Below are 13796 nucleotides of genomic sequence, written 5' to 3'. Positions count from 1 at the left end.
GTCAAATTTACTTTGATGATTTTTGATATATTTCAGTAAGCTAACAAGTGTAAGACAATTCGAGAACACAAGACTATCACCTAAAACAAAGGCTCTAAGCAGATGCCTAGAGCCTTTCGTATTAGATAAATAAACGTCTCAACGTGTTACGACGACTGCACAGGTTCCTGATGAGCGGTGGCCGTAAAGCGATACAGCACTGCTAACCCCGGTAATGTCGCGATCGCAACATAGACACCCACATAGGCGGAGCTAAGCAGCATTGCTTCTGTCACGATCAGTGGTGTTAGGCCACCAAAGATAGACAATGCAATGTTATAACCAATACCTAAGCTGGTGGTTTGGTTAGCAGATTGCTGCCATAACAGCGCGGCCAAGTTACCTAAAATAATCGCTGCCAACGTACTGATACCCAACACTGCTAACACTTGCCAGATAAATTCGCTGGAACCAAGCAGCGCAAACAAAGGGACCGCTGCAAACAGCATAAACAAAGCTCCGACTTTAAATGCTTGTTGTGGTGAAGAACGTTTGTCGATGACAAACGAAAATACGAACAGCAATACCACCAGCACTGACGAGTTGATCAGTGCGAGGTTCTCAATACCCATCGCTTTACCCAAGATACCGCTCGCTAGGTTCTGAACATAGAACACCACCGCACCAAGAATGGAAATACAAAATACTTTGGCAATGATCTGACGGCTCGACTTACTTGCTACCGCTTCAGCTTTAGGCAATTCAGGCAGAGAAAGACGCAAATACAAGCTTACGATGATGTTCGCGACACCTACTAACAACGGTACTCGCCAGCCCCAAGCGCTCATTTCTTCTGCCGTTAAGTAATGCTCTAAGCCTGCAACGATAAGAAGAGAAATGATGACACCGACAATAGAACTCGCAACAATCAAGCTGCTCACACGTGAGCGTTCTGATTTCTTCGCATCGTAGAGAAGGTAATTGATTAGGGTTGGGTATTCGCCACCAAAGCTAAACGCTTGAATCATTTGGAAGAACAAGAACACAACCACAACGTACTGCCCGACCGTGTCGACTGGGACAAATGCCATCGATACCGTAGCTAAGCCAGTCAGAAGGTTACAAAAAACCAGTGCTCGTTTACGCCCGTATTTGTCGGCGTAGCGGCCAATCACAACGCCGCCAAAAGGTCGGATCAAAAATCTCAGGGCAAATACGCCCCACACCACCAGCTCTGAGTGTTCAATGCCTTGGGTGGCAAATAGCTGGGAAATGTACATAGATATCGATGCGAATACAGCGATATCATAAAACTCCATGGCATTACCAAGGACAGCACTGGTGCGCTGTTTCCAGGTGAGTGACATTCTGTTTTACTCCTCTATAAGTTCTAATTGATTTCCATCGGGGTCTGAACAGAAAAAGTAACGGAAACTACCTAGCCTAGCGTTGTAAATAGTAGTGATGTTGGTGACTTCCGATAATTTTCTATGAAAGGCTTCAAGATCATTCACACGCAAAGCGAAATGGGTGATGCCCACTCTTTTTAACGCGATCAATGATTCAGGAACTGGGGCTGAAACGTCCCCACAAAAATGAAAAAGCTCGATTCTCGAGCCTTGGTTTTCCAATATATGAATGGTGACCTGCTCATCCCGATAACTTCGTTCAAGCTGGTAACCAAACAATGCATAGAAATCTTGGCTGGCGACTAAATCGCTGACCGTTAACGATACGTGATGAAACTGTCCAGACATGCGACTGTCACTCCATGTTCCACCAGTTTTCTAAAGAAGACCGAATCTGGCTGAGATTCACAGCCCAATTTGCATTTGATGATATAGAGTCGCCGCGCTTCTTCCGCCTCTTGGCAACCTCGAAGCAAAGCCGCCTCTTGAAAGGTTTTCATCTCAAGAAAGTAACGCACGCTGGTGAGTTCATCGTGTGTCAGCGTCAGATTGCCGAACACATACGGCTTCTCTTCGTCATAATTCGACTGAACTGAATTGGCGGCTGACAAGCTATCAATCGGGATCTGTATCTCTTTATCACTCCAGCATTCAAGCGCAAGGTGATTGACCTTAGGACGGAACGCAATCGCCTGACTGACCACATCGCAAGGTAACGGCGTGATTGGCAAAGAGATGGAGAGGATGTCGTACTGTGAGCCCTGATTGGTCACTATATCGACGCGGTTATGGCTCGCTTTCGCTGACTCACGGAAATTGTGGGCCCCTTGACTGTTCCACAGGTTAATGCCCGGCTTGAGACGCGAATGGAGGTTTTTATACAGCTCGTCGCCCCAATAAGCCAGATGCCATGAATAGTTAGTCGACACGGTTTTTACTTGCTCAAGTTGTGTATCCACTCGAGAGAAAGACACCGTCTGATCGACTCCCATGTACTCAACATAGCGTTTGAATACATGGCACATCGCTTCCATGTCAGCGTTACGTACATCCATGACTTGTTAGTATTATCAGCAAAAAACAATATGCGTATCATACCCTATGCATTTTGTTTTACTACAAAAAGTAAGGCCGAATTAAACGGGTTATCAATAATTGAGGTAAAAGCAGAAAAATCACATTGAGATGCACAAAAGCTTCCAAGGAAAATATTAAAAACATTTTATTTAACAAATAGATAAAGATATTTACATCAAATAATACATCACCATTAAACAACCCACTTCGTCACACCATAACTCCCACCAATAATTAATTACTGTACATCCACCCTATCCTATCGTTGGGCAGTACGCTGTTTAGAATGATTCATAATGAGTCTGAGCGTTGAAATGTATTCGCAACCTAACTTTCATATTCAGACAATAGACTCTGCGGCTTTTGACGATCTGCTAGCGATTTCTTCCTATGAAAATCAACAAACACAACACAGCCCTCCTTTTGCTCTTGGCCCTACTTTCCGGCTGTGAAGATGAAACAGCTAAGACTGAAACGACACCAACTGGACGCTGGGTGACGGGTGACATGCACATTCACTCGACGGCATCAGATGGCCATAACTTGATTACCTCCGTGCTGGACATCGGCTATAACAAATACGGTATGGACTACCTGATTTCCACCGACCACGGAGGCTTTAAGAGCTTTGAAATCTCATCAGATAATATGTGGCGAATGGCGCGGCAAGGTTCGTTTATCGTAGATTGGAACAATCAACAAGAGCCACACAACCACGACTATGCCAAAGACAACTTTGAACACGCCAAACACGAACGCGAGTACGCCTTTAACTCCAATATAATGCTGGAGCATCTGAACAATTATCGTCAACAAGAGCTGGCTAGCGATAAGCTGCTATTAAAAGGGATGGAATGGACTGCACCGTACGTAGATGAGCACACCACGCTATTTATCGATGAAGGCTACCATACCTCCACTGAGCTCAATAGTTTCCATAACCAATACTTCAAGGGTAACCCAAGCGATCAATCTGAGGGTGGAGCAGACAAGCAAAACATGCTGGATGGCGTGGCTTACCTACAACAAAACCATCCAACCAATAGCTTTTTTACCCTAAACCACCCATCGCGCAAGCACGAGTATCGTATTGAGATTATCCGCGAGATGCTGGCAACCGGACCGAATGTGTTTGCAGGCATGGAAGGCGCGCCTGGACATCAGCGTAATCCAGCTGCTCGCGGCTCTTATGAAATGACCCTACCAATCATGATGACCGATATCCAAGGCAAGGAATATAAAGCCTACCATGGCACAACCTATGGAGGCTTCGATTATATGACAGCAAAAGTTGGCGGTGTCTGGGATGCTTTGCTGTCAGAAGGTCATAGGTTTTCGATTTTCGTCGGAAGTGACTTTCACAGCATGCTGAAAGATTTTTGGCCTGGTGAGTACAGTAAAACGCACTTGTACCTGACTGAAGAATCACCTCAAGGCATTATCAATGCAATAAAAAGCGGCAAATCTTTTGCGACACATGGTGATCTGATTACACAACTCGATTTCCATGTAACCCAAGACGGCCGCAAAGCTGAGATGGGCGAAGTTCAAGCGATCGATCACACTCAGCCAGCCACAGTGAATATTCAATTTACTATGCCAGAAACGAATAATAATGGTGACGCGGTTAACGTCGAGTTCGTCGATGTCATTATAGGCACCATTACCAATCAGGTATTACTACCCGGTGATGAAATGTATAACCAGCCATACACAGATCTGGCCAAAGTCATTCAGAGCTTCGAAAGCGGAACCGAAAGCTGGTCAAGAGAAGGAAACACAGTATCACTGAGCTTTACCGTTCCAGCACAAGAGAACCCTTATTACCTGCGCTTACGTGGCTCAAATACTCCGAAAGGCACCGATAAATACGTGGATGCTCAAGGTAATCCAATCTCTGATCTTCACAAAGACCAATCAGACATTGCAACCATGGCGTGGAAGGACTTGTGGTTCTACTCCAACCCAGTTTATGTCAACCACCCAACTCAACACTGACTCATAAACTAAAAGCCAATCAGGGTCACTTTACCCTGCGCCATATCTTCCAGCTGACAGGAGAAGTCGACCCTCTTGTCAGCTTCTTTACTGTACAAAGCTTCGAGCTTTTCAAACGCGGATGGGATGAAACTGACGTTTTTCAGTCGCAGGCTTTTTCGTGAGTTACTGTCGAGAAACGCAAGGGAAGACTTGTCGAGCACTCGCTGGCAGGTATCGAGAATGTCTTTGCTTACCAGCTTGCTATGAATCGCTCTTTGCAGGTCTTGCTTACTGATTGCGGAATTGCTGCGCGAGAATACACAAATCGCATAGATGTCGAGAATAGCCACCGCGCGCGGCCTTTGCGTTTCGCCATCCTCGTACACGGCAAGCAGGCACGGGATTTTACTCTCATCAAAAGATTGTTGACGGATATTGTTCAGCACTAGGCGATCGCTGATTTCACGTTTCATCAGCTTTTCGAGCTGAGACAACTTAGGCAGAGCGAGCTCTTTCTGCACATCGTTGATGTTTTCCAGCGCCCTTTCGCTCTCTTCAGCTCCTTGCACCAGTGGTAAGAGTTTGCGGTGCAGCTCTTTGTCATCAAAGGGCTTGGACAAAACAAAACTCGCGCCTGCCGCTTTGGCTTGATTAAGCTGCAGTTGGTCGTCAACCGTAGTAATCATGCCCATCTTGACGCCCAGTTCAAGCTTTTTGATTTCCTCAATTAAGGTCAGCCCCGTCATGTCTGGCATGTACCAGTCGGTTAGGACGATCTCTGGCTGCCATTGTTTAACCTGTTCAAGAGCATCAAGTGCACTGTCGGTTTTCTGAATAGACAAGCGGCGGTAGCCAAAATTTTCCAAGGCTCGCCTGACGATTTCTAATGTGGCTTTACTGTCATCGACAATCAGAATCTTCACAAATCGCATTCTACTCTTGCTGGGGACTGTCTAAATTATAGGCACAATTTGTTATGACAACTAAACTTACACTCTATTAGGATTCAAAAACATGGAATGAGTTCATGGATTTAGCGCCTCTTCTCACCACAGAAAATCTCATTGCCCTGGCGGTCGACATGGGGTTATTCATTTTGTTGGTATGGTTTGTGATTCTATTGTTGATACTTCGCGAGTTTCGCCACTTCGCTCGAGAGGTCGTTCATGGCAAAGATATGGACCGCAATACCTACGAACTGTGCCAGCAATCGGTCGATAGTGCGCTGAATTACACCGCTGAGAACAGCGACACTCTCAATGACCTCATTATTATCCAGCAGGCGCTGGAAGCGCAGGTATCACAAATAAAATCCGCTAATGACGGGGGGTTAAGCGCTCAAGATCAGGAATCCATTGAAGAACTCAACCAGAAGTTGAGTAAATCGCATCAGTTGATTAAAAAGCTCAAAGGCGACCTCAGCCGCAGCATCAAGGGATTGAGAACCGCTAAAAATAAACTTCTTAAACAGTCAGATACCGTCGAAAGCCTGCAACAGGAGAAAGAGCAGCTAGAGAAACAGTTTGAACAGTTGGAGCAGGAATATGTCCAGATCAGTGAGGCGGGCGGTTTTAATAAACTAGAGAAAGAATACCAGCATGAAAGACAGCAACTGCTTGGCATCATAGACACCTACAAGAAAAAAGCCGCAGAGAAAGGTGACGTCGGAGAAGTCAAAGCTCAGCTGGAAGCGGTGCAACAGCAGCTGCACCACATTACCAAAGAGAAAGACTTTGTTGAGAAAAAGTACCTCGACTTACTCAAAGAAGCTGAAGAAAAAAACCAGTAGCAGAGCCACTGGTTTTTCGATTACTTTACGCACATGACATTCAACAGCGATGTGCCTTTCAACTGATTGACCTTACCGCTATAAAACAGTCCAGTACGCTCTGCGCCCCAGTACGGTAAGTGCATTGGCCACTTGTCTCGTGACATCACCTTCGCATCCAACAAAGATTGCCACTCTTTTGCTGTTGCCAGACGCATTCCCATTCGGTAACAGGTCTTATACGCCATTTCATAGTCCATGCGATTCCATGGCAATTCATGTTCCATATAGAACTGGTCGTTGCCAAATAGAGCGTATGGCACCTTGTACTCGACCCCATTGATGGTGGTGTGTTGACGAATCGACACGCTTTTATCCTGCTTTTGCTTAGGCTCTGCTTTTGGCACCACCTTAGGTTCAGGTCGGCTTGGTGCCGGTATCACTGTTGTCTGCTGTTGTGCCACTTTAGGCTTGGCTGCAGGCTTCGTCACTGGTGCGACTTTTGCCGTCGGCGCTCCTTTCACCACTTCACGGACGAAGGCCTCTTTATACTCTGGCAGCTTCTTCACTTTAGCCAGATCTTGTTTTGCTTCGGCAAAGTCTGTGTATGGACCAATCAGACAGCGATAGGCTTTACCTTCCGGTTTTGCCCACACATCCGAATTGATGTGTTGATAGATTTTCTTCGCTTCAGGCAAAGCCAGAGGTTTGCCGTACACACCACACTGGATCCAGAAATAAGACGCCTGACCTTTTGGCTTCTGTTTTCCCCACATCCCTTTGCCTATCGGGCAAGCTGCATCCAGCACAGGCAAGGTGTCGCTAGACGCCTGAGTTGCATCACACAAAAATTCTTCAGCATATGTCGGAGCTGACAACATTGGCAAAGCCAATATTGCGAGGCTCATGAGTGTTACTAAAGGTCGCTTAGATTTAACGGCCATTCTCATTCCCATACTCTTAATTCAAACCTTTAATTCGATGTCCATATCGTGATCGATATAGTGACATTATTGACGGCTCACTGTTGAGAAAATGTCGATGCAAAAAAAGAGCCGTAACATGTTACGGCTCTTAGTGTAGTGAGATATTTATAATCAAATCTTAGGCTTGGATCACCCTTTGTAAATTTTCGGGTTAAATACATCTCGCAACCAGTCACCCAAAAGATTGATAACCAGTACTAATGTCACCAAAACCACACCTGGGAAAGCAGTAATCCACCATGCACCGGAGAAGATGTAGTTAAAGCCAATGCTGATCAGAGCACCCAATGATGGCTGGTCGACCGGAAGACCTAAACCAAGGAAAGAAAGTGCCGCTTCAGACATGATGGCATTTGCCACCTGAACCGTCGAGATCACCAAGATAGGCGACAAACAGTTCGGCAGAATGTGGCGGAACATGATGCGTGGTGCTTTAAAGCCCATCACACGTGCCGCTTCCACGTATTCTTTTTTCTTCTCAGCCAGTACCGAGGCACGAATAGTCCGCGCGTATTGCGGCCATTCTGCGACACCAATGATCACCACTAGCATCACAACGGCATATTGACTGTAAAAGTCACTGCCAAAGCTGGCTTTGAATATGGCCGATACGATGATGGCAACCATCATGGTAGAGAACGAAAGCTGTACATCGGCAAAACGCATTAGGAAGCTATCTACACGACCACCAAAGTAGCCCGCAGACAAGCCGATGACGATACCTAACACTAACTGTAGGCCAACCGCCAGAAAACCGATGGTCAATGACAGGCGCGAGCCGTACAGAATGGTCGATAGAATGTCACGACCCTGTTCGTCGGTCCCCAGAACAAAACGCTCGTCGCCGTCTTCCATCCAAGATGGTGGCAACTCTGAGTCCATGATATCAATGGATGCCAGATCATACGGGTCTGTCGGTGACAGTATTGGTGCGGCAATCGCCATCACCAGGAATAACATGAACACGGTAAAGCTGGCCATCGCCACTTTGTCACGTTTGAAATAGTAGAGGAAGTCCGATTGTTTAAAACGCTCCCAATGAGACGGAGCAGTTGCTGTCTGACTCATGATTATGCTCCTTTGCCTGTCAGGTTAACGGTCGGGTTGATAATGCCGTATAGCAAGTCAACGATAGTGTTCGTCACAACAAAGATCAGGCCAACGAAAATAACGTAGGCGGTGATCAACGGCGTGTCTACACGGTTGATTGCTTCAAGGAAAAGGAAACCAGTACCTGGCCATTGGAAAACCGTTTCGGTCAGAATGGTGTAGGCCACCATAGTACCGATTTGCACACCACCAACAGTCAGCACTGGCAGCATGGTGTTTTTCAGTGCGTGCTGGTAGTAGATCTTGTTCAGCGCTAGGCCTTTCGCCTTACCGAATTTGATGTACTCCGAACTCAGCACTTCCAGCATTTCTGAACGCACCAGACGGATGAAAAGCGGCAGCATGATAGACGCCAGTGCAATACACGGCAGAATCAAATGCGCTAAGCCATCAAGAGTAAAATAGCCGGATTCCCAGCCGAGCACATTGGCGGTTTCTCCCCGCCCATAGGACGGCAGCCAGCCGAGCTCAATTGAGAAGACATACATCAGCATAATCGCGGTCAAAAAGACCGGTATGGAAATCCCGACACTACTGAACGCCATCACCACTTTGGTAAATATACTTTTCGGGTGAATCGCGGAGTAAACGCCGAGGGGTATCGAGCAAACGATGATGATAACCGTGGCGCCAAACACTAGCTCTAGTGTCGCAACCAGCTTATCAAGAATCACTTCAACCGCAGGGCGCTTGAAGAAATAAGAAGTACCTAAGTCACCTTGCAGCGCAGCGCCAACAAAGCGAGTGTATTTAGTAATGAAGGGATCGTTAAGGCCGAGCTCATCACGCAGAGCTTGACGCTCCGCTTCAGAAACCGACTGACCAACAAGCTCACGCAATGGGTCACCCAGATTATCCTGAATGGCAAACGCCACCAAACTGATCACAAACATCACTATCAGTGCCTGAAACAGGCGCTTGACCAGAAACGAAAACATTCCTTGCCCCTTTAACTTTCCGTAGATTTCAGTCTGCTAAACCAGAAGTACTCCGGTCGCATTTTCAGTCTGAAAAATGGCACCTAACCCGACTGAAACAAAGCTAAGCACCAAAAAATTAAGTTTTGGCACCCGATAAGGGTGCCAATAATCCTACTTAATTCTGTGAGGGGGTTATTTCACCACCAAGTCACCGAAGTAAGGGAAGTTCATCGCGTTCACGATTGGCGCGATATCAACGTTAGATTTTGCACCCCAAGCAAGGTTCTGCCAGTGTAGAGGAACAAACGCCGCTTCGTTGTACAGCGTTGCTTCTACTTTCTGTAGCATTTCTGCACGCTTCGCTGGATCCGTCTCTACGTTAGATGCGTTAACCAGCTTATCAACTTCAGCGTTAGAGTAATGACCACAGTTGTACTGGCCTTTACCTGTTGTTTCGTCACGTGTCATCGTTAGGAACTCAGAGAAGTTCGCAGAATCTTCTGTATCTGAGTGCCAACCGATCATCAGCATGTCAGCCGCACACTTATCGAACTCTGGCCAGTATTGTGCTTTAGGCATGGTCTTCAGATCTACTTTGATACCGATCTTAGACAGCATTGCCGCCGCAGCCTGAGCAATTTTCGCGTCGTTTACATAGCGGTTGTTTGGCGCCATCATTGTTAGCGTGAAGCCGTTTTCGTAACCCGCTTCCTTCATTAGCTCTTTCGCTTTCTTCAGGTCGTAACGTGGTACGAGATCCGCTTCATAGCCAGCGTAGCCTTCAGGACCTTGCTGACCAGCAACCGTTGCGAAGCCTTTCATGATCTTCTTCACGATGCCTTCGTTGTTGATCGCATGAACAATCGCCTGACGAACACGAACGTCTTTCAGTGCTTCGTTGCTGTTTTGGTTCATTTGGAATGTGATGATACGAGTACCAGGTAGTGTCACTAGGTCTACGTTCTTCGCACCTTTCACACGTTTGTGATCGTTTGGTGCAACCGGTGCAATCATATCAACGTCACCAGAAAGAAGTGCTGCAACACGTGTTGCGTCTTCTTTAATTGGCACTAGCGTTAGCTTGTCTACGTTACCCGTGTCTTTATCCCAGTAATCGCCAAAGCGCTCGAACGTCACTTTTACGCCTTGCTCGCGCTGAGTGACGATAAATGGACCAGTACCAGATACGTTAGTTGAAGCGAACGAGTTACCGTGCTTCACCACTTCCGCTTTGTCTTTGCCATCTTCGGTCTTACCAGAGTAGAACTTGCTGTCCATTGGGAAGATGTACGTTGCGGTTTGTAGAACCAGCGGGTAAGCACCTTTCGATACTAGCTCAACCGTGTAGTCGTCTACTTTTACCATCTTCTCGTATGGTTCGAAGATCGCTTTAAAGTCAGGAGAGTCTTTCAGACGGTCAAACGTCCAAACTACGTCATCAGCCGTCAGTTCGTTACCAGAGTGGAACTTCACGCCTTTACGAAGCTGGAAGCGGAAAGTTGTGTCATCTACACGTTCCCATTTCTCTGCTAGGCGAGGTTCAAAATCTAACTTTTGTGTGTAACGAACTAGTGGATCAAACACCATGTGAGACATTTGCAGTGTACCGCCAGATAGCTGCTCATGCGGATCCAAAGACACTGGGTCAGCATCATAAGCTACTGTAATATCTGCCGCTGCTGCGCTAAAGCTTAAGCCAGCTGCCATTAAAGCCACTGCTAGTTTGCTTTTCATGGTTTTCATTGCATAACTCCTTATGCGGGATTCATCCCTAGTTGTTGTATTTGCTTCTGTTTTTGTCACCCAAATGCATCGGGTAATGTCTACGACTTACGCCGTTTTTACTTCTTCTCTTAAGCCTGTAAATTCAGGCATTAATGAAATCAGTTGTTGACTGTATTCGTGCTGAGGTGATCTAAAGAGCTGTTCGGTCGGCGCCACTTCCAGTAGCGTGCCCATTTGCATCACACCCACTCGATCACACATTTGGCGAATTACGGGTAAATCGTGACTGATAAACAGCATGGTTAGATTTAACTCATCTTGTAAATCTTTTAATAAGTTCAGAATCTGTGCCTGTACCGATACATCAAGCGCTGATGTCGGTTCATCACAAATCAGAAGACGTGGACGGGTTGCCAGTGCACGCGCAATCGAAATACGCTGACGCTGACCACCTGAGAATTCGTGTGGGTACTTCACACCCGCCATCTTGCCCAGACCAACGTGATCAAGAAGATCGTGCACGATCTGGCGCGTTTCGTTTTCATTGCTAGTAAGCTTGTGGAAACGAATTGGCTCAGCGATGATATCGAAGATCTTCATCCGCGGGTTCATTGAAGTGTATGGGTTCTGGAACACCATCTGCATTTGACGGCGTAGAGGGCGACGTTCTTTCTCTGACTTCAGAGACGTTAGATCAATACCCTCAAAGGTCACCTTACCCGAGTTTGGCTGATACAAACCCGCAATCACACGTGCAATGGTTGACTTACCCGAACCCGATTCGCCTACCAAGCCAAAGGTTTCCCCTTCGAAGACTTCAAAACTGACATTATTCGATGCCTGTACATACTCACGGCGGCTTTCAAACAATGAATCCTTGGTGGTAAAGCGAAGATTGACGTTCTCTACTGTCAATAATGAGCCTGTGTAATCACGGTGATCCTGACTTTGACCTAACCAGTGATTCTTCACATCCAACGGTTCCATTTCGTGCGCTTCTTCTATATAGCTCACGAGTGGGAAGCGATCGAGTTTTACATCGGAACGCGGTACCGCAGAAATCAGGCTGCGAGTATATGGATGATCTGGGTCGCCAAGCACTTTGGCTGTATTACCAAATTCAACTAGGTCGCCTCGGTACATTACCGCAACACGGTCTGTTACGTTAGAAACCACGCCCATGTCGTGCGTTACCAACATACAACCCACGTTGTTCTTAATACACAATTCGCGAATCAAACTCAGGATTTGGTCCTGAATGGATACATCCAGTGCCGTCGTAGGTTCATCGGCAATGATCAGATCCGGCTCACCAGCCAGTGCAATCGCAATCACCACACGTTGGCGCATACCGCCAGAGAATTGGTGTGGGAACTGCTTGAGACGGTTTTCCGGTTGAGGGATACCCACTTGCTGCATCAGAGATAGAGCGCGCTGATACGCTTCTTCATCCGTCACCTTCATGTTGGCATGAATGGTTTCTTTCAACTGCTGTTCGACAGTAAAAAGCGGGTTAAGTGAGGTCATTGGATCCTGGAAGATAAATCCAATTTTTGAGCCTCGAACCTGGCGCATTTCTTCTGCCGATAAGCCTGAGATCAGCTCACCGTCTAAGTAAACATCACCACTGGCGATGCGACCAGGTGGGCTCAACAAATCAATGACGGCATTACCGACTGTCGATTTACCAGCACCAGACTCACCCACAACGCCCACAATTTCTCCTCGTTCGATGTTGAACGATAGAGATTTAACTGCTGCATGCACACCGTGGCGTGATGGGTATTCGATTCGAAGATTTTTAACTTCTAAAAGTGACATTACCAGACCTCTACTGCTTTGGCAGTTTTCTGCCCTGTCTGAAAAGTGAATCCATTCAAGCCAGCCTGTCCACCCAATCAATTTAGATAAAATTGGGTACACCGTTCTGGCAATTTATAAGGTCATCAATTTGGCAAAAAATTCACAGAAAAGCAACAAACATAGTATAAAAAGTCGATTTTGAACAAATATCAAGCAGCTTATGAAAATAAATATGCAATTAGGTTATATCATCGGTTGGTCAAACCTGTTGCCAATACCCTCTAAAAACCCTTATTTATAAGCACCACCAGTTATGACTTAGGCCTTGACGTTATAAATAATCAAGAATAAAAATTCACAAAAAACACAATGGAGTCATTTAACAAAATAAAAACATACCACTATAATTAACTAAATAGTTAGTAATTTAGACCATACAAATCGACAATAATAAAACTTTAGTTCAGATAAATAGTAAATCAATAGCAAAAATTGCCATGATTAATGATCAATAATCAGATCGAGCATAGGTGGAATTTCTGCTTAACTATTTAGTGCATACGTAGAATATATGACTGTTGGTAGAAAGAGTGTCACGACCAAGAAACTGAGTGTTCAAGGTGACACAGTAAGCATAAAGAGAACCATAACTGCACTTATTCAAACGCTTGTATCCGGATGCAAGAAACCAATATCTTCTTTATGTCCGCCGGATAGCAAACGCCACCCGCTCAATATGGAATGATGATGCTCTCAGAAGCGAGAGCCCCGCTTTTAATCTAAGAACGCAATCTCCATATTTGCCCTTCAATAAATAAGAAAGCATTAGTGGTTGTCGATGTTTTGATGCATGACAGAAATGGAGAGGCGAGAGGATTTCTCAATCAAAGAGATTAGACGTGAAAATATGGATAGAACAGAAACGAAAAAACCCCAGTCTTTCGACTGGGGTTCTATCTAATAGTGGTCGGTGAAGAGGGATTCGAACCCCCGACCCTCTGGTCCCAAACCAGATGCGCTACCAAGCTGCGCTATTCAC

General features: G+C 46.0%; 11 protein-coding genes. 2 read left to right on the top strand and 9 right to left on the bottom strand.

Annotated elements, in window-relative coordinates:
• Nucleotides 1–146: 146 nt before the first annotated feature.
• The 3 genes from QMA41_RS24625 to QMA41_RS24615 are packed head-to-tail and all read right to left on the bottom strand — an operon-like array spanning nucleotide 147 to nucleotide 2443.
• Nucleotides 147–1346: an MFS transporter gene (locus QMA41_RS24625; protein WP_281630823.1), complete on the bottom strand. Its 1200-nt coding sequence runs from the start codon at nucleotides 1344–1346 to the stop codon at nucleotides 147–149.
• 6 nt (nucleotides 1347–1352) lie between these two features.
• Nucleotides 1353–1736, bottom strand: a complete 384-nt coding sequence (locus QMA41_RS24620; protein WP_281630822.1) for a VOC family protein — start codon at nucleotides 1734–1736, stop codon at nucleotides 1353–1355.
• Nucleotides 1706–2443 (bottom strand): hypothetical protein, encoded by a 738-nt coding sequence (locus QMA41_RS24615; RefSeq protein ID WP_281630821.1) that lies wholly within the window; start codon nucleotides 2441–2443, stop codon nucleotides 1706–1708. Before QMA41_RS24615 ends, QMA41_RS24620 begins: the two co-directional genes overlap by 31 nt.
• A 412-nt stretch (nucleotides 2444–2855) precedes the next feature.
• Here QMA41_RS24615 and QMA41_RS24610 point away from each other — a divergent pair, with 412 nt between their 5' ends.
• Nucleotides 2856–4463 (top strand): hypothetical protein, encoded by a 1608-nt coding sequence (locus QMA41_RS24610; RefSeq protein WP_281630820.1) that lies wholly within the window; start codon nucleotides 2856–2858, stop codon nucleotides 4461–4463.
• 8 nt (nucleotides 4464–4471) lie between these two features.
• On the opposite strand, the gene QMA41_RS24605 is transcribed toward QMA41_RS24610, so the two are convergent.
• Nucleotides 4472–5368, bottom strand: coding sequence for a response regulator (locus QMA41_RS24605; protein WP_281630835.1), 897 nt, complete (start codon nucleotides 5366–5368; stop codon nucleotides 4472–4474).
• 104 nt (nucleotides 5369–5472) lie between these two features.
• On the opposite strand from QMA41_RS24605, the gene QMA41_RS24600 reads away from it, so the two are divergent.
• Entirely contained in the window at nucleotides 5473–6234 is a 762-nt protein-coding gene (locus QMA41_RS24600) for a hypothetical protein (RefSeq protein ID WP_019277611.1), read from the top strand.
• A gap of 20 nt (nucleotides 6235–6254) precedes the next feature.
• On the opposite strand, the gene QMA41_RS24595 is transcribed toward QMA41_RS24600, so the two are convergent.
• The 5 genes from QMA41_RS24595 to QMA41_RS24575 form a co-directional block, all read right to left on the bottom strand.
• Entirely contained in the window at nucleotides 6255–7157 is a 903-nt protein-coding gene (locus QMA41_RS24595; protein WP_281630819.1) for an SPOR domain-containing protein, read from the bottom strand.
• 171 nt (nucleotides 7158–7328) lie between these two features.
• Nucleotides 7329–8267 carry an ABC transporter permease gene (locus QMA41_RS24590; protein ID WP_019277613.1) on the bottom strand — a complete coding sequence of 313 codons (939 nt, stop codon included), beginning with the start codon at nucleotides 8265–8267 and terminating at the stop codon, nucleotides 7329–7331.
• Between the two features lie 2 nt (nucleotides 8268–8269).
• A complete protein-coding gene (locus QMA41_RS24585) occupies nucleotides 8270–9247 on the bottom strand; it encodes an ABC transporter permease (protein ID WP_006957610.1) in 978 nt (325 codons plus the stop codon).
• A gap of 174 nt (nucleotides 9248–9421) precedes the next feature.
• Nucleotides 9422–10972, bottom strand: a complete 1551-nt coding sequence (locus tag QMA41_RS24580; RefSeq protein ID WP_064488959.1) for an ABC transporter substrate-binding protein — start codon at nucleotides 10970–10972, stop codon at nucleotides 9422–9424.
• An 87-nt stretch (nucleotides 10973–11059) separates the two neighbouring features.
• Nucleotides 11060–12775 (bottom strand): ABC transporter ATP-binding protein, encoded by a 1716-nt coding sequence (locus QMA41_RS24575; protein WP_038514362.1) that lies wholly within the window; start codon nucleotides 12773–12775, stop codon nucleotides 11060–11062.
• Nucleotides 12776–13796: the final 1021 nt, after the last annotated feature.

Source organism: Vibrio sp. St2, from assembly GCF_947311885.1.
In the GTDB taxonomy this organism is placed as follows: Bacteria; Pseudomonadota; Gammaproteobacteria; order Enterobacterales; family Vibrionaceae; genus Vibrio; species Vibrio coralliilyticus.
Note: the sequence above shows the minus strand (reverse complement) of the source record. Positions and strands in the feature narration are given on the sequence as shown.

Excerpts from the sequence above, each read along its gene's own strand:
- QMA41_RS24600 (WP_019277611.1), top strand. The coding sequence starts at position 5,473 with ATGGATTTAGCGCCTCTTCTCACCACAGAAAATCTCATTGCCCTGGCG.
- QMA41_RS24610 (WP_281630820.1), top strand. The coding sequence starts at position 2,856 with ATGAAAATCAACAAACACAACACAGCCCTCCTTTTGCTCTTGGCCCTA.
- QMA41_RS24625 (WP_281630823.1), bottom strand. The coding sequence starts at position 1,346 with ATGTCACTCACCTGGAAACAGCGCACCAGTGCTGTCCTTGGTAATGCC.
- QMA41_RS24620 (WP_281630822.1), bottom strand. The coding sequence starts at position 1,736 with ATGTCTGGACAGTTTCATCACGTATCGTTAACGGTCAGCGATTTAGTC.
- QMA41_RS24590 (WP_019277613.1), bottom strand. The coding sequence starts at position 8,267 with ATGAGTCAGACAGCAACTGCTCCGTCTCATTGGGAGCGTTTTAAACAA.
- QMA41_RS24580 (WP_064488959.1), bottom strand. The coding sequence starts at position 10,972 with ATGAAAACCATGAAAAGCAAACTAGCAGTGGCTTTAATGGCAGCTGGC.
- QMA41_RS24595 (WP_281630819.1), bottom strand. The coding sequence starts at position 7,157 with ATGGCCGTTAAATCTAAGCGACCTTTAGTAACACTCATGAGCCTCGCA.
- QMA41_RS24585 (WP_006957610.1), bottom strand. The coding sequence starts at position 9,247 with ATGTTTTCGTTTCTGGTCAAGCGCCTGTTTCAGGCACTGATAGTGATG.
- QMA41_RS24575 (WP_038514362.1), bottom strand. The coding sequence starts at position 12,775 with ATGTCACTTTTAGAAGTTAAAAATCTTCGAATCGAATACCCATCACGC.
- QMA41_RS24615 (WP_281630821.1), bottom strand. The coding sequence starts at position 2,443 with ATGGATGTACGTAACGCTGACATGGAAGCGATGTGCCATGTATTCAAA.